Raw genomic sequence first — 26,811 nt, 5'->3', positions numbered from 1 at the left:
TTAACCTGTGGGCTAGCCCCACAGGTTCTCTCCCCAAAAACGTTATCAGCTCGCCATCCCACCTAACACCAGCGCCAGGCGGTCAAAGAATTCGCTAAACAGGTGTTCAGCAAAGGGGGCCAGTAGCGGCATGATTAATCCCAGCGACAAAATGCCAACTGTCAGGGTCAGCGGGAAACCGATCACGAATACCGAGAGTTGTGGCGTCATGCGGTTAAGCATCCCTAAGGCTAAATTCAGGGTTAACAGCAGGGTAATCAGCGGCAAGGCCAGCATCAGGCCATTCATAAAGATGAGTGAGCCGGTCTGCGCCAGGGTCAGAAAACCGCTGCCATTGAGCGGTTCGAACTGAATGGGTAGGGTATGGAAACTGTCGGCCAGCAACGAAATCAGCCATAAGTGACCATTGAAGCTGAGAAATAGCAGCATCGCCAGCAAGTTAAGCAGGCGGGATAATACCGAGGTATTTGGCCCGCCTGACGGGTCAAAGAAGGTGGCGAAGGATAGCCCCATCTGCAAACCAATCACCTCACCGGCCAGTCGAATGGCGGCAAATGCAAATTGCATGGTTAAGCCGATAGTGACACCAATCAGTATTTGCTGGGCGGCGACCCAAAGCGCGCCACTGGAGACCAATGGGATATTCACTGGCGGCAGCGCAGGGGCAATCAGAAATGTAATCAATACCGCCAAGCCCACTTTAACTTTGCGGTTGATCTGCCTCTCGCTTAATACCGGCGCGGTGGTGATCAGCGCCAGTACGCGAATTAATGGCCAGAAATAGTGGCTGACCATGGCCACAAGCTGGGTGGTGTCGAGGGAGAGCATCGTTGAGAGCAGCCCTAGCCTATCAACGTGGGCAGGCTGGTGAACAGGTTACGCATATAGTCCAGTATCAAGCTCAGCATCCACGGGCCGGCGATCACCATGGTAGCGAAGACCGCCAATATTTTCGGGATAAATGACAGTGTCATTTCGTTAATCTGCGTTGCCGCCTGTAACAGGCTGACAATCAGGCCGCTTATTAGCGCTGCCAGCAATAGTGGCGCGGCCAGTGCAAGGGCGACCTTCATTGCCTCGACGCCGAGGGCCATTACCGATTCAGGTGTCATGATCTGTTTACCCTTGCCTCAATGCGGCGAATGATTAGCTATAGAAACTTTGCGCCAGTGAACCTAATAACAACTGCCAACCATCAACCAATACAAACAGCATCAGCTTAAAGGGCAGTGAAATACTGGCGGGCGGCACCATCATCATCCCCAGCGCCATCAGCACACTGGCCACCACCAGGTCGATAATAAGAAAGGGAATAAAAACGGTAAAACCGATCTGGAAAGCGGTTTTCAGCTCGCTGGTGACATAGGCGGGCAGCAGGATCCGCATCGGCACCACTTCTGGCCCTTCCAGTGGCGGTAGATTGGCTAAACGGGCATAGAGCGCCAGATCGGATTCGCGGGTCTGACGCAGCATAAATTCGCGTAATGGTTGCGAGCCTTTATCCATCGCCACTTCCATGCTTATCTTGTCCTGACTGAAGGGCAGATAAGCATCCTGATACACCTTGTCGAACACCGGCGACATAATAAAGAAGGTCAAAAACAGCGCCAGACCTAGCATCACCTGATTGGGTGGTGCAGAGGGTGTACCCAATGCGTTGCGCAGCAAACCTAGCACAATAATGATGCGGGTAAAGCTGGTCATCATCAGTAAGGCCGCGGGCAGGAAACTTAACGCGGTGATAAAGACCAGTGTCTGCACGGGCAATGACCAACTCTGCCCGCCATTCGCCAGAGGTTGGCTGATAAGCCCTGGGAGTTGCGCAAAGACCGCCGGGGAGCAGAGTAAGGTTAGCAGCAGCAGGGTGATTTTATTGAGTCGCAGGCGGAGTAACATCATGCCGATTCTTCCGGATGTTTCAATTTCTTATTAAACAGATGGTGATTCAGTAGCTGGCGAAAATCAGCAGGTTTGGCACTTTTAGTTGGCAACTCGCCAGCGCTGTCATCCACCGGCGGGCGGGGTAGCGTATGGAGTGACGTTACCTGTTGTGATGTCACACCCAACACCAGCCAAGTGTTATCCACTTCGACGATGACGACACGTTCGCGCTGACCCACCTGACAACTGGCCTTCACACTCAACAACTTATTGTTGCGCGCTTGCGGCGCAAAACCCAAACGGCGCACCAGCCAGGCTCCGCATAGAATCAGCAGTAAAATACCGCCCAACACACTGCCGACCTGAGTTAACACCGAACCGGCGGGCATGGCAGGTGCTTGCACCGCGACACCGGGATGGCTAGTGGCGAAACCGGTGGTAGGCACCGATGTGGTGGTGATGGGGGTATGCGCGGTGACTGGCGTATGGGCTGCTAATGGTATAGCCGCCCCCGCAGCTTCGGCGGCGGGGGGCGGCGTCTCAACAGTGACCGTCTGTGTTGCAGTCATTAGCGGCTCAGGCGACGCATACGTTCGGATGGGGTAATGATATCGGTGATACGAACACCATATTTATCGGCCACCACCACCACTTCACCCTGAGCAATCAGATAACCGTTAATCAAGATATCCAGCGGTTCGCCCGCCAGGCCATCCAGTGAGACCACTGAGCCTTGAGACAGGCGCAGCAGCTCTTTAATGGTCATCTTGGTGCGACCCAACTCAACGGTCAGTTTTACCGGGATATCCAAAATCAAATCGATATCTTGCAGGTTACCCAGTGCATCCGGCGCTTCCAGTGATTTAAATACGCCTTCGGTGGTGGCTGCTGGTTTCTCCATCGCCTGCTGCTCATTAAACGCATCAGCCCACAGATCGTCCACGGATTCCTTTCCATCGTCAGACGGAAGCTTAGGGTCACTCATTGGGCTGTTCCTCATTCAGAGCATTCAAAATAGGGTTAATCAAATGTTCAACACGCAGGGCATATTGCCCGTTTAATGTCCCGTACTGACTGGTCAGTACCGGTACGCCGTCGACATGACCAATCAGTCGATCCGGTTTATCTATGGGCAGCACATCCCCTGGCTGTAGCTTGAGTATCTGCGACAGTCTCAGCGGGATATCAACAAAATTAGCCACCAGCTCCAGCTCTGAATGCTGCACTTGCTTAACCAGTGTTTCACGCCAATGGCTATCTTCCTGCCGGGAGTTTTCCAGTGGTGGATTGGTCAGCAGCTCGCGCAGCGGCTCGATCATGGCAAACGGAATACAGATGTTAAACTCGCCACTCAACGCCCCGATCTCCACATGGAAAGGGGTGGTGACCACGATATCGTTGGGGGAGGTGGTGATATTGGTGAATTTCACCTGGATTTCAGAACGGACGTACTCAACATCTATCTTATAGATAGGCGCCCATGCATCACGGTAAGCATCCAGCGCCAGCCGCAGCATCCGATTGATCACCCGTTGTTCCGTGTGGGTAAATTCGCGCCCTTCTACTTTTGTCGGGAAGCGGCCATCACCACCAAATAAGTTATCAACGGCAATAAACACCAAACTCGGGGCGAACACGAATAGCGCCGTGCCGCGCAAGGGTTTCAAATGGATCAAGTTGAGATTGGTCGGCACCGGCAGGTTACGGGCAAAATCATGATAAGGCTGAATTTTTATCGGGCCGACCGTGATATCCGGGCTGCGGCGCAACAGGTTAAACAGCCCCATCCGGAACTGACGGGCAAACCGCTCATTGATGATCTCCAGCGCGTGCAGGCGCTCACGCACCACCCGCCGCTGGGTCGTCGGATCATAAGGTTTAACGTCTGTTTCAGTACCCGCGACAGCTTCAGGTTCTTCACCCCCGCTATCACCGTTTAACAGTGCGTCAATCTCTGCTTGTGAAAGAATGCTATCGCCCATAATGATTATCGCAGTATGAATGCGGTAAACAGCACATCGCTGACTACCTGATTAGGTTGGCCTTTAACCATTGGCGGGCTAAGTACGTTTTTAATTTCATCGACTAAACGCTGTTTACCCGCTTCATTCGACAAACTATCGGCAGACTGGCGGGAGAGTAGCAACAGCAAGCGGCTGCGCACTTCCGGCAGATAGTCATTGAGTTTTGTGCGAGTGGTATCGTCGGGCAGTCTTAGCGTTAATCCGATATAAAGCACGCGATCCAGATTGTTATCTGGCGTGATCAGATTGACCGTAAAGGTCTCCAGCGGCATGAATACCGGGATAACAGGGGCGGCTTTCGCGGTGGTAGGTTTGCTTTTGTTGAGCAGCCACCAGCTATAACCGCCGCCCGCAGATGCTGCTACAGCAATCAGCACCAACAGGATTACCCAGATCGAACTCTTACGCTTGGCCGGGAAAGTATTTTCAGACATGGAGAAGACAAATTCCTGTTTCGGTATCAAACCGGTGGATCACGATAATAACGTGGGGCAAATGACCCCAGGTTATCCGAATTATTACTGATGATTATCCCGCGTATCCTCAATGCCAATAGGCAGAATAGGTGGCGAAAAACGCCCTAACTTGCCCGTTTGTCACCTTTTGGCGAAACTCGCACCCCTTTTAGGCGAAAATATCAACACCGCCACTGCCGTTAGCCAATGATTGCAGTGCTGCTGGCGTGACTAATGGTGTGCTGGCAAGGGCGTCGACTGAAGCGGTGTCACCATAGGTTGGCTGGTTGCGTGCGGCGAAACCTTGCTGATTTTGTTGGCTCTGCTGCTGAGCTTGTTGCCACTGTCCTTCACTGCCGACACTGCTCTGGCCCAGTTGAATACCACTTTCAGCCAATGCGCTGCGCAAACTTGGCATTGCTGCTTCAAGGGCGGCGCGGACCTGGCTGTGGGCTGAAGCAAAGTGTAGCTGAGCCTGGTTATCCTCCATCTTCAAGCTAATTTGCAATGCCCCTAACTCCTGCGGATGTAATCGCAGTTCGGCACTCTGCTGACCATTGCGGCTGAACATCACCACCTGTTGCCCCAGTGACTGCTGCCACTCCTGGCTACCCAATTGGGCGCTTAAATGACCGCTGACCGGCACACTGACTTGAGGGCCTGTGGTGGTGCTCAGAACAGGGCTGGAAATTGGCGCAAGAGAGGGGGTGACGGCCGATGAGCTGACCAATGTTTTATCCAGCGCTGAGGGGGCCGTTACCGCGCGATCTACCTGTGCTGCCAGCGGAGCAGCTTTCAGGTTAAGGGCGCTATCGGCATCTTGCGCCGTCAAGCGGGCTAGCTTATCTGGTGCGTTTTTGCTTTTCGCGCTGCTGGCAGAGAGTGGGTCACTGCTCACCGTTTTATCACTTTTCACATTGCTGACGGTGGCAAGAGTGCTGCCCATTAGGGCGGCTAAGCCCCTATCTTGTGATGTCAGATTAGTCAACGTGGCCAAATCTTGCCGGGTGCTGGTTTTACTGTCGGTCAGGCCATTGCCCTCAGCCAAAGCGGCTTTTTGCCCATGATTGGCCGTGCCCAATGTGGTGGCAACCTGATGCGGTAACATCGCCAGCAAGGTTTGCAAGGCGCTGAGGTCAGCTTTGTCGGCAGTTTTATCCAGTGCGCTGTCATCATCAACTGTGGTTTTCTTCAGGCTAGCCGCTTCACCGCTTTGCCCCGCGTGAGTCAGCCCTGCCGGTAGTGTGGCGCTGATATCGCCCAATGCCGCGAGCAACTGATTCAACTTACTGTTGCCGCTGGTTGATTTTCCACCGTCAACATCGGCGGTGATATCCGTGGTGGCGGCCAATGATGATTTCAGTGTTGAGGCATCAATGGCGGTCAGCTCTTTACCCAGTTGATCACCCAACAGTTTGGCAAAATCAGCCGGTAGGCCCGCATCGGTAAATAGCGCCGCAATAGATGAAGAGGATGCCGCACCCTCGGTTTCACTGGCGGTCGCAGTGGCAGGCAGTAGGGCGATATTCATGAATTAAGACTCCTTTGTGAGGCGCGTTGGGCGAACTCATCCATCAATTTTTGATCCAAACGGTTCTCATGCAGGCGCTGAGTGGTTTCAGCGCGCTCTTGCAGGGTTTCAAACGCGTTCAGCCGTTGCTGCTTCTCTTGCCAATACTTGACTGCCTGTTCAACCTTGACATTCCACTGTGCTAACTGATTACGATGCTGCTCAATGGCCTGTTCCAGGGTTTGAATAAACTGCTGATAATTTTGCCAACTGGAGGAGGCCATCCCGTTACTCAGCGTGTCATTCAATCGCACCCGATACTCATCCTGATAAGAGAGCAACATCGTAAGTTGCTGCTCAACATTATGGTATGACAAGCGAACCTGCCCCAATTGAGTAGTGGCCTGTTCGACCGCCTTTTGGGCCAGATCGCGCAAGGTCACGAGAGGTGACTGACTTTTCATCGCATTCCTCATACCCTTCGTTCTTGACGCCGCAGGGTTGTTAGCTACGTTCACTCACCCGAATCACTGACTTGAGTCAGCTCATCGGGGACTCATTCACTTGCTGCCTACCTGCAACGCCAATAACTTTGGGTATGCATTTTCGTTCTTGACGCCGCAGGGTTGTTAGCTACGTTCACTCACCCGAATCACTGACTTGAGTCAGCTCATCGGGGACTCATTCACTTGCCGCCTACCTGCAACGCCAATAACTTTGGGTATGCATTTTCGTTCTTGACGCCGCAGGGTGGTTAGTTTTTAGCCAGGAAATAGGCTCTTTAGGTGCTGGCAGGCATCTTCGTAACTGCTGCGTTCATACATCCCTTGCTGCAAGAAGATCTCCATCTGCGGGTAGAGCGCAATGGCTTTATCCAGCAGCGGATCACTACCGGCCGCATAGGCACCGACACTGACTAAATCGCGGTTACGCTGATAACTGGCCAGTAACTGCTTGAACTGGCGAACTTTACTGTAGTGGTTCTCGTCGATAAGCGATGTCATGGCACGGCTGATCGAGGCTTCAATGTCGATGGCCGGATAGTGACCGGATTCCGCCAGACGCCGTGATAACACCACATGCCCATCAAGAATGGCGCGTGCGGAGTCAGCAATAGGGTCCTGCTGGTCATCACCTTCGGTTAATACGGTATAAAATGCGGTGATGGAGCCACCGCCGGTTACGCCATTACCGGCCCGTTCGACCAACGCGGGTAGTTTGGCGAATACGGATGGTGGATACCCTTTGGTCGCTGGCGGTTCGCCGATGGCGAGGGCGATTTCGCGCTGCGCCATGGCATAGCGGGTTAGGGAGTCCATAATCAGCAATACGTGCTGGCCGCGATCGCGGAAATCCTCGGCGATGCGCGTGGCATAAGCAGCCCCCTGCATCCGCAACAATGGCGAGACATCGGCCGGGGCGGCAATCACCACAGAGCGGGCGCGGCCTTCTGGGCCTAGAATATTCTCAATAAAATCTTTGACTTCACGGCCACGCTCACCAATCAAGCCAACCACAATCACATCCGCTTGGGTGTAACGGGCCATCATCCCCAGCAGCACGCTTTTCCCTACCCCAGAACCGGCGAACAGGCCCATACGCTGCCCGCGACCCACGGTGAGTAGGGCATTGATGGTGCGTACACCGACATCCAATACCTGCTCAATGGCAGTACGCTGCAAGGGGTTGATAGGGGGGGTGATCAGTGGCGCACGATAGCCGGTTTCCGGTGCTGGCAAGCCATCAAGGGGTTTCGCACTGCCATCCAGCACGCGGCCTAGTAATTCAGGGCCAAGTGGCAGTTGTTTACTGGCAGAGGCACCACCCGTGGTCATGCGCGCATAGACTCGCGCACCGGGTACAATGCCCTCAACCTCTTCCAGTGGCATCAAAAACAGCCGTTGGCCGTTAAAACCGACCACTTCGCTCTCAACTTCCTGCACTTCGCCGTTATCGTAGCGTTCGATGAGGCAAGTTGCGCCCAATGGCAGTTGCAGCCCGGTGGCCTCTAGCACCAGGCCGGTAGCACGAACCAACCGCCCGTAGCGGCGAATAGTGGTTGATTGGCTGATACGCTCTTCGAACTTATCCATCGATGCGAGCCAGCGACCAAGACGGGCGGTCATCATAACTCTCCCGGCGCAGCCAGACGGCACAGCTCATGCCAGCGGGTGGCCAGACTGGCATCAAGGTCACCCTCTTCGGCGCTAACCTTGCAGCCGCCCGGATGAATTTGGCTATCACCCAGTAAACGCCAGCCATTGAGGCTAAGCGTGGAACCCAAACGCTGTTCGACGATGGCTAAATCTTCGGGATTGACCCGCAATTGTGGCTTGCCGGCAAACATCGGCTCTTGCTGAATCAGTTGCTGAATTTGGGCCAGTAACGCGGTGCCATCGCAAATAGCCGGCTGCCCCAGAATCTGCTTCGCGGCGGCCAATGCCATTTGCATTAATCTGGAGGCGATCACGCTGTCCAGTGCATCAAGGGTGCTTTGGAAGTCATTCACCAACAGCTGCCAATGTGCAGTCATCGGGGCCAGCTCTTTCTGAGCATCTGCCAATGCCTGTTGATGACCCTCTTCCAGCCCGGTTTGATACCCTTTATCCAGCCCCTCTTGCAACCCTTTGGCGAACCCTTGTTGACGACCCTGCTTCTCCGCTTCGAGTTGCAGATTCAGCAATGTTTGTTGCTCATCAACCTCAGTTGGCTGTGCATCAACGCCCGGCTCATCTGTAAACAGCATACTGATATCCGGTGCCTGGACCACCGGAGGCCTCTCTGGCTGACTGGCGAAGTCATTGAGTGACCAGGGCTGCCAGGGCAGGGCATTAATCCGATCAGACATAGATATCCTCGCCACCGCCAATGACTATCTCGCCGCTCTCCGCCAGACGACGGACGATAAGCAAGATAGATTTCTGTTCGTTTTCGACCAGTGACATACGTACCGGCCCACGGGTTGCCAGATCGTCGCGCAGGATCTCTGCCGCGCGTAGTGACATGTTGCTGAGGAAGCGCTCGCGCAATGCCTGATCGGCACCTTTCAATGCCACCAGCAGTGATTCGTTGTCGATCTCCTGTAGCAAGCGCTGAATGCTGCGGTCGTCGACACTGATCAGATTCTCGAACAGGAACATCTCGTCGATAATCTTCTGTGCCAACTCGCCGTCGTACTCGCGCACCGCGTCCATAACCGTCTCTTCCTGCTGGGTTTTCATCAGGTTGATAATCTCGGCGGCGGTGCGGATCCCGCCCATTTTGCTGCGTTTGAGATTCTGACCATCGAGCAGGTTGTTCAGCACTTCCGTCAATTCAGCCAACGCCGCTGGCTGGACACCACCAAAGGTGGCGATACGCAGCATGACATCGTTGCGCAGACGCTCGTCGAACAGGGCCAAAATGTCGGCCGCCTGAGCACGTTTCAGATGAACCAAAATGGTGGCGATAATCTGCGGATGCTCGTCGCGGATCAGATCGGCCGCCATCTGCGGCTCCATAAAGTTGAGTGTTTCCATACCACTGGTGGTTTCGCGCGACTCCAGAATGTCCTCCAGCAAGCTGGAAGCCCGCTCCTCGCCCAGTGCTTTGATCAGCACGGTGCGCAGATAGTCGCTGGCGTTAACACTCAGTGCGGCATATTGTTCAGCGTCGTCTTCAAACTCAGCAAGGACATCGACCAACTGCTGGTGTGAAACCTGACGCATACTCGCCATAGTGGTACTGAGTTGCTGTACCTCGCGCGAGGAGAGATGCTTAAACACCTCGGCGGCATGGTCTTCACCCAGAGTCATCAGCATGATGGCGCTTTTTTCAGTTCCGGTCAGGCTCATTGGTCATTACTCATCCATTGACGGATAACCAACGCAACAATACGTGGGTCTTTATCCGCAAGTTCGCGTATACGCTGGGCCTGAACTTCAGCACTCACGCGCTGCTGATTCTTCTTACGCAGGGCCAGCTCTTCTTTACTTTGCTTCACAGTCTCAGCGGTCTGCGCGGTCTGCACCATGCTATTGACTGAAGCTGCGGCTTTATCCGCAAGTTGTTTCTTGGCAATCATTGGGCGCACCAGTTTGCGCCACAGAATCCATGCCACCAGCAAGATAAGCAGATAACGACCGCCATTTAGCAACTGATCAAAGAACGACTGCTGTTTCCAGAAGGGCAGGGAGAGGCCGCTACCATCGTCGGTGGCATTAAATGGTGTATTGACCACATTTAAGGTGTCGCCACGATCGGTAGAGAAGCCCATCGCCTCGCGCGTCAGTGACTCCACTTGCGCCAATTGATCTTTCGACAAGGCAACCGGCTTGCCCGCTTTATCACTGCCGTAATTGACCACAACCGCCACCGACAGGCGCTGCACCATGCCCGCTTGTTGCTGGGTATGGCGAATAGTGCGATCGACTTCGAAGTTAGTGGTTTGGTCGTGACGGCTATTGCTGGATGTGGCCGTCGATCGGGCTGCCGTAGTGGTTGCAGGGCGATTGGCGGCATTGGCGTTATTTGCAGCCGCTCCGGCAGCTCCAGCTACAGGCGCTGGCTGAGGTACTTCAATTGGTGCCACTGGCGTAGCCGAGGGCTGATTGGATAGTGCGCCAGGTACGCCACCGACATTGCTGCCGCCCAATTGCTCGCTATTACTGGTTTGCTGGGAGCGCACCGCCCCTTGATTGGCGGCCTGATTCGGTTTGTACTCTTCATCGGTCTGCTCGCGGCTGGCAAAATCAACTTGTGCCGTGACCTGCGCATGGACATTACCGCTACCAACCATTGGCGCGAGGATAGTTTCGATGCGGCGCTGGAAGCGGTTTTCCACTTCATTGGTAAATTTGAGTTGCGTGGCATTTAAATCACGACCGGCGCTGTCGGATTGCGTCAACAGACGACCGGTTTGGTCAACCACCGTCACATTGCCCGGCGGCAAACCGGCCACACTGCTGGAGACCATATACACGATAGCGTTGATCTGGCCGTCATCAAGTGCGCGTCCAGGTTGCAAGGCGAGGGTGACCGAGGCGGTCGGGGATTTCTGTTCACGGACGAATAGCGAGGGTTTCGGCATCGCCAAATGAACCCGCACATTCAGTACCGGCCCCAGTGTGCCGATAGTGCGGGCCAGCTCACCTTCCAATGCCCGCTGGTAGTTAATTTGTTCACTGAATTGGCTGATACCAAATTTTTCTTGATCCAGTAATTCAAAACCGACCGCACCGCCTTTCGGCAACCCCTGTTGCGCCAGACGCAGACGAGTTTCATGTACCTTGTCTGCCGGGATAAGCAATGCGCCGCCATTATCAGCGAAGCGGTAAGGAATATTCAGTTGCGTCAGTTGCGTAACGATTTCACCACCGTCACGATCACTCAGATTGCTATAAAGGACGCGATAATCCGGGCTTTTCGCCCATAACATCAGCGCGACAATGATAGCGACAGCCGCCGCCGCCGCAATCAGCAGTGGGATTTTTGGATTCGCGCGTAGGCGTGCCAGCGTCGTCGTAAAAGCATTATCACGATTTTCACCGCCAGTTATTGAGGCATTCATACACGTCCTTGGCCAAGCTGAACAACGTTTGAGTGAGTATTTTTTATATAATTAATGTGTTGGAACAAAACAGACTCCCAAGTGCTGTGAGCAATAAAGCATCAATAGCTGTTCTCCCCTTTTATGGGCACGCCATTATTTGCTGTAAGTTATGAATTCGATGGGTCAATAAGCTGGTATTTTTGGGTCTAATTAGCCGCTTTAGCACAAAAATGATGTGTTAGGGTGTCATCCTGAAAATAGTGATAGGTGATAGGTGATAGCGGGGCATAACTGCAGCAACGGGATCATTTGCCACACTGTTATTCGATCAAAATAGCTATTTTGACCAACGACCTATTCGGGGATGAGCATGTCTGTTCAAGGTATTGAAGGCGTTTTACAGCAGTTGCAGGTCACGGCATTGCAGGCATCGGGTACAGCGAAAACATTACCCGCTGAGGCCGGTTTTGCCAGCGAGTTGAGAGCGGCTATTGGTAAAATCAGTGAAACCCAGCAACATGCCCGTACTCAGGCACAGAATTTTGAATTAGGTGTCCCCGGTGTTGGTTTGAATGACGTGATGGTGGATATGCAAAAATCATCAGTCTCTTTGCAACTGGGTATTCAGGTGCGTAATAAACTGGTCGCAGCTTATCAAGATGTCATGAATATGGGGGTGTGATGTTAGCGGCACACTGATTTCACTCTGTTTCGTGTGACAAAGCCCATAAATATAGCGACGCTGTTGTGCCATAAGGGGCATAGCGGCGACGATATCTTTCAAATCGTTCGCGCGGCACTGTTTTATGGCGATATAGATTCATCATGCCACGGCGGATCGCCAAATCACCCCAACTGAGCACATCCGGGCGGGCGAGTGATGATATTAATAGCATTTCTGCAGTCCAAACTCCCACGCCATTGAGGCTGGATAACTGCGTAATCACCTCATTATCGGGCAATTGCGCAATAGCCGCTAAGTTCAGCGAGCCATCAAGTGCAGCCTCTGCGGCACCTTTAATATATCCGGCCTTTTTCATCGTCATGCCACAGCCCTGAATCGCCTCTGCCGATGCCTGCGCAACAGTTATCGGCGTAATTGCACCCAGTAACGCCACCAATCGCGCATTAACCGTGATTGCAGCTTTAACCGATATCTGCTGATCGACAATATTTCTGATTAACGCGGCAAATAGATCCGGGGATAATGGACGAGCGATCATGCCCAAGCGGTCAATGGCGGCGGCCATTTTTTTATCCCGCCGCTTAAGATGATTGATTTCGGTTTCACCGTAGCTATAGAACACCTATTCACTCCAGTCAGCGCCTAAGAGAAGGCAAAACTAAATAAAATCCTAACACGCCGTAGGGCGCTATTTAGCATAGCGCCACTTCAGGATAATGACTCTCCCTTTCTTGCTCTCTAAGCCGTCTCTGCCAGCGAAATATTTTGGTGTCCCACTTTTTGCAGTAATACTGAGATATCAATAATATCAACTTTATCCGCTTGTAGATAAGCAACGGCATATTCATGCCAGATACCGGATTGCAGAAACAGAATAAACAGATCCCGATCCAGATGATTTTCATTCACCATGTTAACCATGATATTCAGCGCTTCAGATAACAGTTTACCTGGTTTATAAGGGCGGTCTGCGGCGGTAAGGGCTTCAAATACGTCGGCAATAGCCATCATGCGCACCGGGATGCTCATCTGCTTATAGGTCAGTTGGTAAGGGTAGCCTTTGCCATCCATCCGCTCATGATGTCCACCTGCAATCACCGGAACATTCGCCATGGTGCGCGGGAAAGGTAATTTTTTTAGCATCACAATAGTTTGCATAATGTGTTCGTTTATTTTGTAGCGGTCCTCCTCCGTCAGTGTTCCACGGCGAATGCTGAGGTTATAAATCTCTCCACGGTTATAGAGGAAAGTTGGTTCCTGCACCTTGAAATCATAATATTCCGGACGCTTATTTTTATTATCACGGTAGATAATATGCTCTTCTTTATCTGCCAGCATCGGTTCTTGTACCGGCAATGAAGGTGTACTGTGCCGCGCCTTGCGAATCCGCTCTTCATGGGCAATACCGGCGTTATCATCCAATGTTCGAGTCCAATGGAGGCTTGCAATTTGTTGGATGCGCGCAATGGCTTCATCAGACATAAATTCGCCACCGATATTACAGTGCGCGATAAAATAAAAATCTTCATCTAACTGGTGGAGTTCGTCAGCCAGTGCTTGTTGATCAGCCTCGCTGGCCGTGATGGTGGCATGACGACGCAAGAAGGTAATCTCTTTTTCACGTTTTAATACTTCAAACCGCATACGTATTTCGTGAATACGATCGTAAATTAACTCCAGTTTTGTTGATTTATCGACGACAAATTCAGGGGTGGTTATCTTGCCACAGTCATGTAACCAGCAGGCAGTATGCAGTTCTTCCCACTCGCTCTCGGATAAATTAAAGTGGGCAAAAGGCCCTTCTTTAACATTAATTGCTGCCCGGGCGAGCATCTTGGTTATTTCCGGTACGCGCTGACAGTGCCCGCCGGTATAAGCACTTTTAGCATCAATTGCGCCAGCAATAAGCTCAATAAAGGCATTGAGCAGGTTTTTCTGTTCTTGCAGCAGGCGCTGGGTTTCTACTGAAACCGATAAGCTACCCACCAGCGCATTGACCAATTGGATTTTCGAGCGTTCACGTTCGGCATTTAAGACATAAGGATTAAACAGCAGTAAGAAACCTAATAATTGGTCATCATGTGTTTTCATCGGTACAGCAATAAAACGTAAAGGTAAATACGGTTGCAGGAAGTCTTGTAGCTGATTAAATATATTCTCATTATTCAATGTTCCGACAATGGTTTTTCCCTCAAGCACTTGTTGGAAGGCACTAAAATTATCTTTTTCTACCTGTAGCGAAGACATCTCTGCAACGGGGATATTTTCGCCATTCCAGCGGAATGCTGTCGGCGTAAAAGTCCCGGTATCTTTATCTGTGAGAAAAATAATCCCGCCAGTCATGGCCGCAATTTCTGTGGTTTCACTTAATAACCCCTGCATCTGACGATGGAAATTACTTTCTGTTGTCAGCATATTACCCATCGAAATAAACTGTTTTAGTGTTGATTTCATTTTTGACATGGATTTATGTAGCTCATCCACTTCTTCAATGACAGAGTGCTCTAATTCACGCTCTTCGAAATACAAATTACTGATGGAGTCAGCATCTTGACGTAGTCGAATCAGCGGTTTGGATATCTTTCTTGAGAAGTACCAAACCAGCGGTAAACCAAGCATCAATAGGATAAACGCAATAAAGGTTGAATGATTACGAATAGAGTTAGCATCAGCAGTCAAATAACTCGCTGGCGTGGCAATAACCAACTGATAGACGTTACCATTGGTATTGATATCAACCACTGAGCCGAACCAGTGCTGGTTTTTCGCTTCAAACATGATGCTATTGGGATGCTCATCTCCTTGAGTATTATTGCTGGCAAGATTGCTTTTTTGAATATTGAGTAGCGCTTGCAATACAGGAACTTGCTTATCTTCGCTAGCGGCTACTACAGTAGTCTCTTTGGTTTTTGGCAGGCTAGCGATAACTTCACCGCGAGAGTTGATAATAATGGCCTGGCTACCTGGCGGCAGATTTTGTCTTATTAGGAACTGTGATAGCGAAGTCAGAGAAACATCTAATCCAATGATTGCCTGTTTATTTTCGGCCTGACGACTATAAGTAAAGCCGACTTCGCCTGTACCTTTAAAAATATAGATAGGGGAGGTGACCAGCGTAGGGCTTGCGGCGGCTAAAATAAACCAATCTCTCTGCCTAGGATCGTAGTTATCATTATCTCGTGGCATCACCGCAATAACCTGTTGCTGCTTATTGAGATAAATAAAACGTTTTTCCGGCAGACTATCAAGAAAACGATTACTTTGAATCATCCATTCAGCTTCTTCCGGGGCATGGAATAGTAAACGGTTAGCCTCAGTCAGACGTCGCAACATAAATAGATCGCCGTTGGGATAAGCACTATAGATAGCACTGGCATAGTTATTTTGTTGCAGTACTTCAATAAACTTACCGACAAAAGCCATTCTTTGCTCAAGGGTCGATAATTCTGTTATTTGCATACTGGCGAGAAGGTTAACTGACATCATCATAGGGCGGGTTACCGCATCCAATTCAGCCGCAATGGCTTCCCCGGTTTTTTGATACTGACGGTTGGTGCTGATCTCGGTCAATTTGGTCAATTGGCTATGACCAAAAGCAATAATGATAACCCCAATTGAGACGATCAGTAGAGTAAATAGGGCAGCTATCTGGATGTGCAAAGGATAGCGGCTTTTTAGTCCGAACAGGTTGCTTAGCATCATAGCCATCCCGAAGTTTATTATTCAATCAATCATAATCATAGAATGTGCTGAAACTATAAACACAGATCCCTAATATTCAGTGAGTTATAAGTAATTGCATGATTAAAAAGGCTTTGTTCGATATTGGGTTAAGATTGTTGGATGAAAAAACTAATCGCGGTGTGAAAAAGAATGATTTAACGTGCGGAATATCTAAAAGCAGTATTTAGCAGTCCTGAATGTTGACTGTAAAAAGGATTCTGGCGAGTTAACTAAATGAGATGTGGTGATATTATTGAACGGTTGAGCAAGTGCTATGGTAAGGATAAGGGATAAACCGAGTGCGTTACATTCGTCCTAAATCAGGCGCGTGCAAGCTTAAATAATTATGATAACCATCGGATGCTGAGTCATTATCTGTTGCCTGTAAACGATGATGCCCGCGTATGGCCGTAGGTGCAAAGCCAAAACGTTTACGAAAACGTTCGGCGAAACGTGATGCACTTTCATAACCCACCTGGCTGGCAATTAAAGAAATTGGCCAATCAGTACCTTGCAATAAACGCAGTGCGCTGGTCATACGTACATCAATCATTAAATCACGTAACAGTATATTTTCCACCGCGAGTTTACGTCGTAATACCACTTCACTCATCGCCATATGATCTGCCACTTCTGATGCAGACCATATTTTATGCGGATCAATAGCCAAGCAACGACGCACTTTTTCACTTAGCGAATGACCTTCACTAAGCGAAAATTTAACGCCACGTTGGGCTAACCAAAGTAGTAATTCAAGCATCCGATGCTTGACGATGGCGGGGGGAATATCACCGATATCTGAAATTGCTTTAAAGGTATTGCCGAATGTATTAATAAACTCAGGTGCTAAATTACGCACCGGCATAACCCCAGGAACTAACCCAAGCCCAGCTGAGGCGGGATGATTGGCAAAGGTAGCTATCAAACGGGGGTCACAGCGAAGTTGGTGGCTAAAAAATAGTCCGTCATCAGATAAGCCGTTAATTACATCAACAGTTTGTCCGCTACTTACTGCAACTATTTCACCGGCTTGAATAACGCACTCCTGATTATCCCAGCGAATGATCTTCTGCCCACGGTTAACCATAATGAGTAAGGGATTCTCAATATAGACTGAAGTGAGTAGTAGCTCTGTGTGTTGAATAACATGTGCCGAGCTACCCACACCAGGGCAAAAATTAATCGTACGTTCCATCGATATTCATTTCACAATTTTAGCCTGAGAATATCTTTACGCTTTGAATGGCAGACTAGCAACTCATTTTAATAGAAAATTCACAGTGACTGACTATTTTAGCGAAAAGTTTTAGGGGTTATAATAATAGCCAGTTAGACCTGAGTAATTGTTACTGTCAATATAATCTCATGTTAAAAATAGTGACAATAAAAACTGCTTACCATGTTAATAGTTGCAGTTACATGTGATTTCTCACAACGAATCGATATATTAAGACTCGGTGACCTACGATTACTGTGTCTCACCTAACAGCAATGCGTGGTCGGGAAACTGACCATAAGTATTATTAACCACTTGTTGTCGGGTGGATTGCCCAACCAACTCACTTAATGCATCAAGGCGCTGTTGTAATAAACGCTTAATTTCCACTTCATTAGCCAAAATAGCGCTTAACTTATCCCGTAATAACTCCTGTAATGCCAAAGATGAGCATGAAGAGATGGTGACGTTAGCGGTACTTTCAACTGCTTTGAGATAAGTCATCTCTAGATCAACCAGCGCATCCCAATTACCCTCGGTCGCCAGCATTAACATTTGCTCACTGAGGGTCAGGATTTGTTGATATTCGGACAAAAGATGCTGGTGACGTTCCATTAAATGGGGTCCTAGTTGGGTTGATAATTGGGGCCGATCTGCCGCCAGGCATCCGCAATATTTTCGAGCAAAGCAGCGACTTCATTAATTGCCTGCTCGTCATTGTGCAAATTGGCATGCAGTAAACGCCGTGACATATAATCGTACAAAGCAGATAAATTCTCAGCCATTTCGCCGCCTTTTTCCAAATCCAACCCTGCATTCAGGCCGTTATTGATAATATCAATTGCTTTGGATAGTGCTGTGCCTTTACCTGGAATATCGCCTTGACTCATCAGGATGCGAGCTCGAACCAGGGCGCTTTGCGCCCCGTCGAACAACATCACGATCAATTGGTGTGGACTCGCACTCATTACGCCACTTTCCAAGCCTACCTTAGCGTAGGCCTGGCTCCCTGATCGGTTGTACATGTCCTATTCCCTTATGAAGAAAATTGCTGCGTTAAGAAACTGGCGGTGTTATTCAACGAGCTGACTAACTTATCAAGTTGAGTAAATTGCGTCTTATACCGTTCGATCGTGGCAGTAATACTTTCAGTGGTTGCCGTGACCTGTTTATCCAGATTTTTTAACGTCTTATTGATGCCATCCGTCACCGTTTTCAGGGTGCCCTTGGTGGTATCCAGTGCGGTCTTAAGCAAAGTATCAGTCTGGGTAGCGAAACCCGTGGTAGTACCATCACCGACAAAAAATGCCGTCACACTGTTTGGCTTATCTTTTAGCGCGGTATCTAATTTGGTTGAGTCGATGACTAATTTGCCATCAAGATCCTGCGTGATACCCATACTGGCCAATGTTTTTAGATCTCCGACTTGCGAAGATGCCAGTTGGCTTTTCAATTGAGTTTGAATATTACGTAATACGCCATCACCGACTAAAGCCCCATTACCCGCAGATTGATCTTTGCCCGCTTCTACCGCGGTATATTTAGTCAAAGAACCAAAAGTGGTTTGTAATGAGTTATAGGCATCAACAAAACTTTGTATTGCCGCTTTGGTCGCTGTGCTATCGCGGGCAACAACCAGTTGTTCCGGCTCATTGGTTTTCGTTAATGTTTTGATATTAATGGTCACACCCTGTGGTGCATCCGTAATCGTATTACTTTGGCGGGTAATGGAGACGCCATTGACGCTTAATGTGGCATCTTCAGCTTTAACTTTCTGCGTCATTGCGCCGCTGCCACCAGTACTACTTGGCGTGTAATTCAGGAAGTCATTTAACTTGTCATCGCCGGTGACACTGATCGTCATTTCTGACTTGGTGCCGGTATCTTTCGCGGTTAATGAAAGATAATAGGTATCATCATCCGCTTTCATAATACTGGCGCTAACACTGCCCTCTTTTTTATTGATGGCATCGCGAATATCTGTCAGGGAGGTTTGCTGGTTAGTTAATGTCACTTCCAGTGGTTTTTCTTTCCCTGGCTGGGAAATGGTGATGGTACGAGTAGCATTGTCATTTCCTAATTTATCTGTCGCATTAGGGACATCTGCAGATAATAAAGACTGCGCTTTAGCAATGTTGGTCACTTCAATTGAGTAGTTGCCAGCTGTTGCTTTGCTATCGGTTGTTGCACTAAACGCAGTGTTAGAGCTACTGATTGTAGTCGTGCTCAGTGTATCTGCTTTTTGTAATGCCGCAGATGCTGTTTCCAGCTTTGCCAGTGCGCTTTGTAATACACCGTAGGCGGTGAGTTTAGCTTTATAGCTGGATTGCTGGGTGGTTAACGGTGTTAACCGGGTCTGCTCTGCTGCGGTTAACTTATCCAGCAAAGTGCCTAATTCCATATTTGACCCGATACCCAGTGTACTGATACTTGCCATGTCTAATCCTTAATATTCAAGTGTCGTTACCGGGTTATCGGCCAAGAAGAGGAAAAGTTTACACATAAAATAGAATTTATGATGGCTAGAATAACGGGGGATAACAGGGGGCTATTTGCTCCATTGAATAGAGCAGTAATTAAAGAAGAGATAAAGAATAATTTTCAGCTAATTTTAAAATTATTTCAAAGAATGGCTAAAGGTTCCTTAAAGAGCGCCGATACAAGTTGTGACGGTGATGAAGCCGTGGGCAGTAAGCCCAAATCATAACCCAATAGCATTTAAGGAATTCACTATGTCAGTAATTAATACTAACATCCTGTCTCTGAATACTCAGAACAACATGACCAAATCCCAGTCCGCTTTAGGCTCAGCCATTGAGCGTTTGTCTTCTGGTCTGCGTATCAACAGTGCGAAAGACGATGCTGCGGGTCAGGCAATCGCTAACCGTTTCACTTCTAACATCAGAGGCCTGACTCAGGCTGCTCGTAACGCTAACGACGGTATCTCTGTTGCACAGACTACTGAAGGCGCGTTGAACGAAATCAACAACAACTTACAACGTGTGCGTGAACTGACTGTTCAGGCATCTACCGGCAGCAACTCTACCAGCGACCTCTCTTCAATCCAAGACGAAATTCAATTGCGTATGGATGAAATCGACCGCGTATCTGCTCAAACTCAGTTCAACGGCGTGAAAGTTCTGAGCTCAGACACCAAAATGTCTATCCAGGTCGGTGCTAACGATAACGAAACTATCGATATCAGCCTGAAAGAAGTGACTTCCAAGACTCTGAACCTGGAAGGCTTCAACGTAACCGGTCCTAAAGGTGGTGCAACGGCGGCTTTAGCAGCTGCTGATTTCCAAAAAGCCTTTGGCGCTACCACTGCAATGACTACTGCAACTTCAGCAGAGACCACTGATGGTGCTTTGGCAGCCCGTCTGGGTGTTGCGAAGGCGAGTGTAACTGTTGGTACTGCACCAACTAAAGATAGCGCAGGTAACTGGTTCACTAAAGTTGATATCAAAGCAAATGACGCTACTGAAGCTAACAACCTGAAAGCCAATGGTTTCGACATCGCTTCTGGTGCAACTAAGTCATTCTATATCGCTGTTGACCCACAAACTGCTGATACCACTACAACAGCAGCCACTGCAGCGATTTCAATTGATACTGCTAGCCTGAGCCTGAAAAAACTGACCACTGGCGCGACCAACGATCCGTTGAAAGCACTGGATGCAGCGATTTCTGATATCGACGTTCAACGTAGCTCCCTGGGTGCGGTACAAAACCGTTTCCAATCTACTGTAACTAACCTGAACAACACTGTTAACAACCTGACTGCTGCACAAAGCCGTATCCAGGATGCTGACTATGCAACTGAAGTGTCCAACATGAGCCGTGCTCAGATCCTTCAGCAAGCAGGTACTTCAGTATTGGCACAGGCTAATCAGGTTCCACAAACTGTTCTGTCTCTGCTGCGTTAATTGATATATCGAGTTATATAAAAAAGGCGGCATATTGTGCCGCCTTATTATTCTAAGTTAATTATTGTGACAGATTAATTCACTTAGCATAAAAGAATTGGATTCATGGTTAATATTGAGGTTTGCTTGTGAAAGAACTTACCGTAGTTCAACCCGTTTATGTTGAGAACTTCAGTTGCATTGGAGCATCTTGTCGCGATCACTGCTGTAAACGCTGGACTATCTCTCTGGATAAAGAGACCTATCGTAAGTACGCCAAAAGCCATAATCCTGATATTAAGCGCATTGCGGTCACGAATATTGCCGTTACTCGAACCAGTTCCGCTAATTGGGCCGCAATCAAATTGACTGAACAGGGTAATTGCCCCTATTTAGATATCGATCAGCTCTGCGGTATTTATAAGCGCTTAGGTAAAGACGCATTAAGTGATACATGTACCGTATATCCACGTTCTGAGCATATATATAAAACTGAAAAACGAAAGAGCCTGAATATCTCGTGCCCTGAAGCGGCACGGCAGGTATTGTTTAATCCTGATGGGTTAAATATGAATACCCAGGTGATTGAGCTGAAAAGTTTTTTTCAAGCACCTGAACTAAATATAGAGGGGCAGTTAATAAATCTATTCTGTGCTAATTTATTGATGTCCGATCAACCTAAAATAGAAGAAAATCTTTATGCAATTGCGTCCTTTTTGCTTTTCTATCAAAAGCTAGAGGGCGATATTAATACTAAGCTGCCATATATGGAATCTGGTTATGAAGGATTATTGCAACAATTTGAATCTAATGAGATTTTAGATTGTTTGGGTAAGCTCACTTTCAATGCAGAGCTACAATGGCAGTTGCTCATAAGATTACAAAATTTCATGACGAAGACGCCTGAATCCAGAGGGCGGGAAACCATGTTTAATTACCTGAATCCGCTCCTTGATCATATAGTTGTAGGTTTTGATGTGGAGCTTGTCGCCGATAAAATGAAAGAATTAAGCCGAGTCTGGTGTGAGGATGCAGGCCCATTCTTTAGTGATAACCCGCATATTCTTCGCAACTATTTTCTTTATCGATTACACCATAACCAATTTGCAATACTTGATGAGTTTTCACTACTGAAACAGTTTTATTTAATTATTGTTGATTTTTTCTTTATAAGATCACTGATCAGCGTTTATGTAAAAAATAACAAACAGTTAACTGAAGATATCATTATCGATATCTTCTACTCATATCATGCATTTAGCCAACATAGTTCTAGTGTTACAACGATGTTCATTGAGGAAATTGATAAAGTCAAAGTAAATGACGATCTCTCTTCGCTGCAACTACTGATATAGCGCATAAAACAATGAGTGCAAAAAATTATGCGGATAAATACAGAATTAAGTCGATAAAAAAGAGGCATCAAAGCTTATAACGTGGGGCATAAGCCAAATAGCCGCCTTTTTATAGGTCTATTCCGGCGATTGTCTGACTGGCCTGACAGGATAATGGTACGACTCTCTTACCCTTAGGTGCCTGTCTAGTGAGCGATTTGTATACCGCCGAAGGCGTGATCGATAAAAATTCCCTCTGGCAACGCTATGTTCCTCTGGTTCGCCATGAAGCACTGCGTTTGCAGGTTCGCCTGCCAGCTAGTGTGGAGTTGGACGATTTGTTGCAGGCTGGGGGTATTGGTCTGCTGAATGCTGTCGAGCGTTACGATGCTTTGCAAGGAACTGCATTTACCACTTATGCGGTGCAGCGTATCCGTGGCGCGATGTTGGATGAGCTGCGTAGCCGAGATTGGGCACCGCGCAGTGTGCGACGTAACGCCCGCGAGGTCGCCAGTGCTATGCAGCAGGTTGAACAACGTGTTGGGCGTCCTGCCACTGAGCAGGAGGTGGCGAAAATTCTTGATATTGATTTGGCGGAGTATCGCCAGATCCTGTTGGATACCAACAATAGCCAACTTTTCTCCTATGACGAATGGCGGGAGGAGCATGGCGAAAGTGTCGAACCCTTGCTGGAGGGGCATGAAGATGCCAATCCGTTGCAACATTTGTTGGAAGGAAATCTGCGGCAACGCGTGATTGAAGCGATCGAGGCATTGCCAGAACGCGAAAAGATGGTGTTGACGCTGTATTACCAGGAAGAGCTGAACCTGAAAGAGATAGGAGCAGTGCTTGAAGTCGGGGAGTCCCGTGTCAGTCAGCTTCATAGCCAGGCGATAAAACGCTTACGCGCCCGTCTGAATAACGACTCTTAATTCACTTTCGCTCAGTGATATCACAGTGTTTAACTTTATAAATGCAGGTCTTCTTATGCCAGGACTTCAGCTAAAAAAGCGGCCACTGAGCCGTTACTTAAAAGATTATAAGCACGGTCAAACTCATTGCTCACATTGTAATAAGCAACTTGACCGCATGGCGTTGGTTTTTCGCGGACAAATTATTAATAAAGAAGCGATCGCCGGTATGGATCAACCGATCGACGATCAAGTGTGGTCAAAACTTCAGCATGAATTAACTGCATTGTGCCGTTTTTGCAGCGAGATATATTGCAACAGTACACCGGGCTATTTTGATATTATGGCGTTCAAGCAGTACTTATTTGAACAAACAGAGATGAGCCATAGCACGGTTCGCGAATATGTCGTGCGCTTGCGTCGCTTGGATGAAATGCTGGTTGCTACTAATTATCCGGCAGAGAAATTCGCCAGTGAAACTATGCATCAACGCATTATTGATGAGCTGCCAAATGCAGCACATAACAATTACCGCATTGCTTTGCGTAAGTATGATCAGTATTTGGCGTGGCAAAAGAGTTACTAAGTCCTGCCGTGAGAGCTGTCAGCAGTTGAGAAAACTCTGCATTTTCACCGTCATTACTGATGCTATAACGTAAAAATATCAAGCTATTATCTGTAGTGATGCTACGCCCGACAAGGTCCACCTTCGCCGGGCGTTTTAGTCTCTATTCCTGCCATCCTCCACGCTACATCCACGGTGATTGCTCTCTCTAACTCGAATGACTTTCGGGCGCAAGTTCGTTGAAATCTACTTTCCCCCGCTTTCCAGCCCCTTGAGATCTATTGGCTATAGCCTATTTATCCCGCAAGTTAAGTTATTCCCCTGCGTTATCGATTACTGACATCTATAATAAAATCAGTGATTATTAATGTTACATCTGATAAATCTATATGCCCTTGCTAGTTGAAGTCGCAGGGTATTGGCTGCTTGTTGCTGCTCTGAAATTTTAACTATTTTGGGTAATAATCGTCCTAAAATATTAACTCCCTGGGGGACCCGTGACGTTTCAACAAAAACTGGCGCAATTTCCACGTCTGGATCTGGTCGGCAATGCCACGCCATTAGAAAAGCTATCCCGATTGTCCGATTATCTGGGACGTGAAATTTATATCAAACGTGATGATGTCACGCCGCTGGCTTTAGGCGGGAATAAGCTGCGTAAGCTTGAGTTTCTGGCGGCCGATGCATTGCATCAGGGAGCGGACACATTGGTTACCGCGGGTGCGATTCAGTCGAATCATGTGCGCCAAACCGCGGCAGTAGCAGCAAAACTCGGGCTGCACTGTGTGGCGCTGCTTGAGAATCCTATCGACACATCGCAGGAAAACTATCTGACCAATGGCAATCGATTGCTGTTGGATTTGTTTAATGTTGAGGTGGTGATGTGTGACGGATTACATGCCCCCAATCAGCAATTGGCTGAGTTAGCGACTCGACTCGAAGCGCAAGGTTTTCGCCCCTATGTGGTGCCAGTGGGAGGCTCTAATGCCCTGGGTGCCCTGGGTTATGTGCAGTGTGCATTGGAAATTGCCGCGCAATCAGCGGGAAATGTTGCTTTTAGCTCGGTCGTTGTGGCCTCAGGTAGTGCGGGCACTCATGCCGGGCTGGCGGTTGGTTTGCAGCAATTGTTGCCAGATGCTGAATTGATTGGTGTCACGGTTTCGCGTAAAGCCGACGAGCAGCGACCAAAGGTGACACATATTCAACAAGAACTGGCAGCATCTTTGGCTATCACCACCCCGCAGGCAGAGATTACTTTGTGGGATGATTATTTCGGCCCGCAATATGGTATGCCAAATGAAGAGGGGCTGGCCGCGATTGCGCTGTTGGCAAGGCTAGAAGGGGTGTTGTTAGATCCGGTATATACCGGTAAGGCGATGGCGGGCTTACTTGATGGTTTGGCGCTGAAAAAGTTTCGCGATGATGGTCCAATTCTATTTATTCATACCGGCGGCGCACCGGCACTTTTTGCCTATCATCCGCGGGTGTGACCTTTGGTTATTGCTTATTCTATTTGTAACTATGGTTATTAGTTTATATTCCTTTATTTCATTAGTAGCACTGATAAAGTGTTGAATATCAAAAATAAACATAACAGTCGGGGTATTTATGGGTTTTTCAATTGTGCGTCGTCGAGTCGTTCTGGGTATGGTTGCGGTGGCACTGGCAACAGGTTTGAATGTGAAGTCTTACGCGGCGGGTGATCTGCTGAATCAGGTTAAGGAGCGAGGCACCCTGATTGTTGGGCTAGAGGGCACTTACCCGCCATTCAGCTTCCAGGGTGAAGATGGCAAACTCACCGGCTTCGAAGTGGATTTTGCCAATGCTCTGGCTGAGCATATGGGCATTAAAGCAAAGATCACTCCGACAAAATGGGATGGTATGCTGGCTTCACTGGAGTCTAAGCGAATTGATGTGGCGATCAATCAGGTCACCATTTCAGACGAACGTAAGAAAAAATATGATTTCTCAACCCCTTACACGGTTTCCGGTATTCAGGTGTTGACCAAAAAAGGCAACGAAGGCAACTTCACCAAACCTGAAGATTTGGAAGGCAAAAAAGTGGGTGTCGGGTTGGGTAGTAACTACGAGCAGTGGTTACGCGAAAACCTGAAAGGCGTTGATATTCGCACTTATGATGATGACCCAACAAAATATCAGGATCTGCGTGTTGGCCGTACCGATGCCATCCTGGTTGACCGTTTGGCGGCTCTGGATTTGGTGAAGAAAACCAACAATACACTGGCGGTTGCAGGCCCGGCGTTTGCTCGTCAGGAGTCTGGAGTCGCGCTACGTAAGGATAACCCTGAATTATTAGCAGCAATCAATCAGGCCATCGCTGAGATGCAAAAAGACGGTACATTGGCCAAGATCTCTGAGAAGTATTTTGGTGCGGATGTAACTAAATAATGCATGAAAGTATTCAATTGGTGCTGGATTCAGCACCATTTTTATTGAAAGGTGCCTGGTTTACCCTCCAATTGAGTCTGGGGGGGATGTTTTTTGGCCTGGCGCTAGGTTTTATGTTGGCAATGATGCGGTTATCAAGCTTCTTGCCGTTTTCACTCCTATCGCGTTTTTATGTCTCGATTTTTCGTGGCACCCCATTAATCGCCCAACTGTTTATGATCTATTACGGTTTGCCACAGTTTGGTATTGAGCTAGACCCAATGCCTGCGGCCTTGATCGGTCTATCACTTAACACCGCAGCTTATACGTCAGAAACATTGCGCGCGGCTATCTCATCGATTGAGAAAGGGCAGTGGGAAGCCGCAGCCAGTATTGGGATGACACGCTGGCAGACACTTTATCGGGTAATATTGCCACAGGCCGGGCGCACGGCTTTGCCGCCACTAGGTAACAGCTTCATCGGTTTGGTTAAGGACACGTCTCTGGCAGCGACGATTCAAGTTCCCGAACTTTTCCGTCAGGCGCAATTGGTAACCTCCCGCACATTAGAAGTTTTCACTATGTATCTGGCGGCATCATTGATTTACTGGATTATGGCGACGCTGCTGTCAGCGCTACAAAATCGGTTGGAAGCCCACGTTAATCGTCAGGATCAGGAGTAGC

General features: G+C 48.7%; 27 protein-coding genes. 8 read left to right on the top strand and 19 right to left on the bottom strand.

The genetic code is table 11. The features are described from left to right. Positions 1-45: 45 nt before the first annotated feature. From fliR to fliF, 13 genes are all read right to left on the bottom strand, one after another. Entirely contained in the window at positions 46-828 is a 783-nt protein-coding gene (fliR, locus tag FFE93_RS12905) for a flagellar biosynthetic protein FliR (protein WP_138775325.1), read from the bottom strand. 14 nt (positions 829-842) lie between these two features. Further along, on the bottom strand, positions 843-1,112 hold the full coding sequence (gene fliQ / locus FFE93_RS12900; RefSeq protein ID WP_005277439.1) for a flagellar biosynthesis protein FliQ: 270 nt from the start codon (positions 1,110-1,112) through the stop codon (positions 843-845). 34 nt (positions 1,113-1,146) lie between these two features. Continuing rightward, positions 1,147-1,899 carry a flagellar type III secretion system pore protein FliP gene (gene fliP, locus FFE93_RS12895; RefSeq protein ID WP_032898542.1) on the bottom strand — a complete coding sequence of 251 codons (753 nt, stop codon included), beginning with the start codon at positions 1,897-1,899 and terminating at the stop codon, positions 1,147-1,149. Continuing rightward, entirely contained in the window at positions 1,896-2,450 is a 555-nt protein-coding gene (fliO, locus tag FFE93_RS12890; protein ID WP_032898541.1) for a flagellar biosynthetic protein FliO, read from the bottom strand. The genes fliP and fliO overlap by 4 nt, the downstream gene beginning before the upstream one ends. Beyond that, a complete protein-coding gene (gene fliN, locus FFE93_RS12885; RefSeq protein ID WP_032898540.1) occupies positions 2,450-2,866 on the bottom strand; it encodes a flagellar motor switch protein FliN in 417 nt (138 codons plus the stop codon). The genes fliO and fliN overlap by 1 nt, the downstream gene beginning before the upstream one ends. Beyond that, on the bottom strand, positions 2,859-3,863 hold the full coding sequence (fliM, locus tag FFE93_RS12880) for a flagellar motor switch protein FliM (RefSeq protein ID WP_005277436.1): 1,005 nt from the start codon (positions 3,861-3,863) through the stop codon (positions 2,859-2,861). The genes fliN and fliM overlap by 8 nt, the downstream gene beginning before the upstream one ends. Positions 3,864-3,868: 5 nt before the next feature. Then, the gene (gene fliL, locus FFE93_RS12875; RefSeq protein WP_005277434.1) at positions 3,869-4,339 is read right to left on the bottom strand and encodes a flagellar basal body-associated protein FliL; all 471 of its coding nucleotides are present in this window, start codon (positions 4,337-4,339) and stop codon (positions 3,869-3,871) included. Between the two features lie 190 nt (positions 4,340-4,529). Beyond that, positions 4,530-5,891 carry a flagellar hook-length control protein FliK gene (locus FFE93_RS12870; RefSeq protein ID WP_054872139.1) on the bottom strand — a complete coding sequence of 454 codons (1,362 nt, stop codon included), beginning with the start codon at positions 5,889-5,891 and terminating at the stop codon, positions 4,530-4,532. After that, the gene (fliJ, locus tag FFE93_RS12865; protein ID WP_032898537.1) at positions 5,888-6,334 is read right to left on the bottom strand and encodes a flagellar export protein FliJ; all 447 of its coding nucleotides are present in this window, start codon (positions 6,332-6,334) and stop codon (positions 5,888-5,890) included. Before fliJ ends, FFE93_RS12870 begins: the two co-directional genes overlap by 4 nt. A gap of 297 nt (positions 6,335-6,631) precedes the next feature. Next, a complete protein-coding gene (fliI, locus tag FFE93_RS12860; RefSeq protein ID WP_005275635.1) occupies positions 6,632-7,996 on the bottom strand; it encodes a flagellar protein export ATPase FliI in 1,365 nt (454 codons plus the stop codon). After that, positions 7,996-8,718, bottom strand: coding sequence for a flagellar assembly protein FliH (fliH, locus tag FFE93_RS12855; RefSeq protein WP_032898165.1), 723 nt, complete (start codon positions 8,716-8,718; stop codon positions 7,996-7,998). Before fliH ends, fliI begins: the two co-directional genes overlap by 1 nt. Continuing rightward, entirely contained in the window at positions 8,711-9,703 is a 993-nt protein-coding gene (fliG, locus tag FFE93_RS12850) for a flagellar motor switch protein FliG (protein ID WP_032898163.1), read from the bottom strand. The genes fliH and fliG overlap by 8 nt, the downstream gene beginning before the upstream one ends. Then, on the bottom strand, positions 9,700-11,418 hold the full coding sequence (gene fliF, locus FFE93_RS12845; RefSeq protein WP_138775324.1) for a flagellar basal-body MS-ring/collar protein FliF: 1,719 nt from the start codon (positions 11,416-11,418) through the stop codon (positions 9,700-9,702). Before fliF ends, fliG begins: the two co-directional genes overlap by 4 nt. 352 nt (positions 11,419-11,770) lie before the next feature. Between fliF and fliE the strand changes: the two genes are divergently transcribed. Further along, entirely contained in the window at positions 11,771-12,082 is a 312-nt protein-coding gene (gene fliE, locus FFE93_RS12840) for a flagellar hook-basal body complex protein FliE (protein WP_005275629.1), read from the top strand. A 19-nt stretch (positions 12,083-12,101) separates the two neighbouring features. Here fliE and FFE93_RS12835 read toward each other — a convergent pair whose 3' ends face one another. The 6 genes from FFE93_RS12835 to fliD all read right to left on the bottom strand — a co-directional run bounded on the left by FFE93_RS12835 (position 12,102) and on the right by fliD (position 19,461). Continuing rightward, positions 12,102-12,707: a DNA-3-methyladenine glycosylase family protein gene (locus FFE93_RS12835; RefSeq protein WP_138775323.1), complete on the bottom strand. Its 606-nt coding sequence runs from the start codon at positions 12,705-12,707 to the stop codon at positions 12,102-12,104. 116 nt (positions 12,708-12,823) lie between these two features. After that, entirely contained in the window at positions 12,824-15,784 is a 2,961-nt protein-coding gene (locus FFE93_RS12830; protein WP_138775970.1) for an HD domain-containing phosphohydrolase, read from the bottom strand. A gap of 328 nt (positions 15,785-16,112) precedes the next feature. Continuing rightward, entirely contained in the window at positions 16,113-17,003 is an 891-nt protein-coding gene (locus FFE93_RS12825) for a helix-turn-helix transcriptional regulator (protein ID WP_032898161.1), read from the bottom strand. Between the two features lie 273 nt (positions 17,004-17,276). Next, positions 17,277-17,639, bottom strand: a complete 363-nt coding sequence (fliT, locus tag FFE93_RS12820) for a flagella biosynthesis regulatory protein FliT (RefSeq protein WP_005275622.1) — start codon at positions 17,637-17,639, stop codon at positions 17,277-17,279. Positions 17,640-17,650: 11 nt separating this feature from the next. Then, positions 17,651-18,049 carry a flagellar export chaperone FliS gene (fliS, locus tag FFE93_RS12815; protein WP_032898159.1) on the bottom strand — a complete coding sequence of 133 codons (399 nt, stop codon included), beginning with the start codon at positions 18,047-18,049 and terminating at the stop codon, positions 17,651-17,653. An 11-nt stretch (positions 18,050-18,060) separates the two neighbouring features. Further along, positions 18,061-19,461, bottom strand: coding sequence for a flagellar filament capping protein FliD (fliD, locus tag FFE93_RS12810; RefSeq protein ID WP_005275616.1), 1,401 nt, complete (start codon positions 19,459-19,461; stop codon positions 18,061-18,063). A 295-nt stretch (positions 19,462-19,756) separates the two neighbouring features. Between fliD and FFE93_RS12805 the strand changes: the two genes are divergently transcribed. From FFE93_RS12805 to tcyL, 7 genes are all read left to right on the top strand, one after another. Further along, positions 19,757-20,950 (top strand): FliC/FljB family flagellin, encoded by a 1,194-nt coding sequence (locus FFE93_RS12805; RefSeq protein ID WP_032898155.1) that lies wholly within the window; start codon positions 19,757-19,759, stop codon positions 20,948-20,950. 128 nt (positions 20,951-21,078) lie between these two features. Beyond that, a complete protein-coding gene (gene fliB / locus FFE93_RS12800; protein ID WP_049599022.1) occupies positions 21,079-22,284 on the top strand; it encodes a flagellin lysine-N-methylase in 1,206 nt (401 codons plus the stop codon). A gap of 188 nt (positions 22,285-22,472) precedes the next feature. Further along, complete coding sequence (locus FFE93_RS12795; RefSeq protein WP_005275605.1) at positions 22,473-23,195, top strand: RNA polymerase sigma factor FliA; 723 nt, start codon at positions 22,473-22,475, stop codon at positions 23,193-23,195. A 55-nt stretch (positions 23,196-23,250) separates the two neighbouring features. After that, entirely contained in the window at positions 23,251-23,760 is a 510-nt protein-coding gene (fliZ, locus tag FFE93_RS12790) for a flagella biosynthesis regulatory protein FliZ (protein WP_005275602.1), read from the top strand. Positions 23,761-24,236: 476 nt separating this feature from the next. Continuing rightward, positions 24,237-25,229, top strand: a complete 993-nt coding sequence (locus tag FFE93_RS12785) for a D-cysteine desulfhydrase (protein ID WP_005275600.1) — start codon at positions 24,237-24,239, stop codon at positions 25,227-25,229. Positions 25,230-25,347: 118 nt separating this feature from the next. Beyond that, entirely contained in the window at positions 25,348-26,148 is an 801-nt protein-coding gene (gene tcyJ / locus FFE93_RS12780) for a cystine ABC transporter substrate-binding protein (protein ID WP_032898154.1), read from the top strand. Continuing rightward, positions 26,148-26,810: a cystine ABC transporter permease gene (gene tcyL, locus FFE93_RS12775; protein ID WP_032815174.1), complete on the top strand. Its 663-nt coding sequence runs from the start codon at positions 26,148-26,150 to the stop codon at positions 26,808-26,810. Before tcyJ ends, tcyL begins: the two co-directional genes overlap by 1 nt. Position 26,811 lies beyond the last annotated feature (1 nt).

Origin of the sequence: Yersinia sp. KBS0713 (assembly GCF_005937895.2) — a bacterium.
GTDB classification, from domain to species: Bacteria; Pseudomonadota; Gammaproteobacteria; order Enterobacterales; family Enterobacteriaceae; genus Yersinia; species Yersinia bercovieri.
This window is presented reverse-complemented; position numbering and strand designations above follow the sequence as displayed.

What these genes read in the sequence shown, in the direction of transcription:
- fliR (WP_138775325.1), bottom strand. Translation starts at nt 828, where the DNA reads ATGCTCTCCCTCGACACCACCCAGCTTGTGGCCATGGTCAGCCACTAT.
- fliQ (WP_005277439.1), bottom strand. Translation starts at nt 1,112, where the DNA reads ATGACACCTGAATCGGTAATGGCCCTCGGCGTCGAGGCAATGAAGGTC.
- fliP (WP_032898542.1), bottom strand. Translation starts at nt 1,899, where the DNA reads ATGATGTTACTCCGCCTGCGACTCAATAAAATCACCCTGCTGCTGCTA.
- fliO (WP_032898541.1), bottom strand. Translation starts at nt 2,450, where the DNA reads ATGACTGCAACACAGACGGTCACTGTTGAGACGCCGCCCCCCGCCGCC.
- fliN (WP_032898540.1), bottom strand. Translation starts at nt 2,866, where the DNA reads ATGAGTGACCCTAAGCTTCCGTCTGACGATGGAAAGGAATCCGTGGAC.
- fliM (WP_005277436.1), bottom strand. Translation starts at nt 3,863, where the DNA reads ATGGGCGATAGCATTCTTTCACAAGCAGAGATTGACGCACTGTTAAAC.
- fliL (WP_005277434.1), bottom strand. Translation starts at nt 4,339, where the DNA reads ATGTCTGAAAATACTTTCCCGGCCAAGCGTAAGAGTTCGATCTGGGTA.
- FFE93_RS12870 (WP_054872139.1), bottom strand. Translation starts at nt 5,891, where the DNA reads ATGAATATCGCCCTACTGCCTGCCACTGCGACCGCCAGTGAAACCGAG.
- fliJ (WP_032898537.1), bottom strand. Translation starts at nt 6,334, where the DNA reads ATGAAAAGTCAGTCACCTCTCGTGACCTTGCGCGATCTGGCCCAAAAG.
- fliI (WP_005275635.1), bottom strand. Translation starts at nt 7,996, where the DNA reads ATGACCGCCCGTCTTGGTCGCTGGCTCGCATCGATGGATAAGTTCGAA.
- fliH (WP_032898165.1), bottom strand. Translation starts at nt 8,718, where the DNA reads ATGTCTGATCGGATTAATGCCCTGCCCTGGCAGCCCTGGTCACTCAAT.
- fliG (WP_032898163.1), bottom strand. Translation starts at nt 9,703, where the DNA reads ATGAGCCTGACCGGAACTGAAAAAAGCGCCATCATGCTGATGACTCTG.
- fliF (WP_138775324.1), bottom strand. Translation starts at nt 11,418, where the DNA reads ATGAATGCCTCAATAACTGGCGGTGAAAATCGTGATAATGCTTTTACG.
- fliE (WP_005275629.1), top strand. Translation starts at nt 11,771, where the DNA reads ATGTCTGTTCAAGGTATTGAAGGCGTTTTACAGCAGTTGCAGGTCACG.
- FFE93_RS12830 (WP_138775970.1), bottom strand. Translation starts at nt 15,784, where the DNA reads ATGCTAAGCAACCTGTTCGGACTAAAAAGCCGCTATCCTTTGCACATC.
- FFE93_RS12825 (WP_032898161.1), bottom strand. Translation starts at nt 17,003, where the DNA reads ATGGAACGTACGATTAATTTTTGCCCTGGTGTGGGTAGCTCGGCACAT.
- fliT (WP_005275622.1), bottom strand. Translation starts at nt 17,639, where the DNA reads ATGGAACGTCACCAGCATCTTTTGTCCGAATATCAACAAATCCTGACC.
- fliS (WP_032898159.1), bottom strand. Translation starts at nt 18,049, where the DNA reads ATGTACAACCGATCAGGGAGCCAGGCCTACGCTAAGGTAGGCTTGGAA.
- fliD (WP_005275616.1), bottom strand. Translation starts at nt 19,461, where the DNA reads ATGGCAAGTATCAGTACACTGGGTATCGGGTCAAATATGGAATTAGGC.
- FFE93_RS12805 (WP_032898155.1), top strand. Translation starts at nt 19,757, where the DNA reads ATGTCAGTAATTAATACTAACATCCTGTCTCTGAATACTCAGAACAAC.
- fliZ (WP_005275602.1), top strand. Translation starts at nt 23,251, where the DNA reads ATGCCAGGACTTCAGCTAAAAAAGCGGCCACTGAGCCGTTACTTAAAA.
- tcyJ (WP_032898154.1), top strand. Translation starts at nt 25,348, where the DNA reads ATGGGTTTTTCAATTGTGCGTCGTCGAGTCGTTCTGGGTATGGTTGCG.
- tcyL (WP_032815174.1), top strand. Translation starts at nt 26,148, where the DNA reads ATGCATGAAAGTATTCAATTGGTGCTGGATTCAGCACCATTTTTATTG.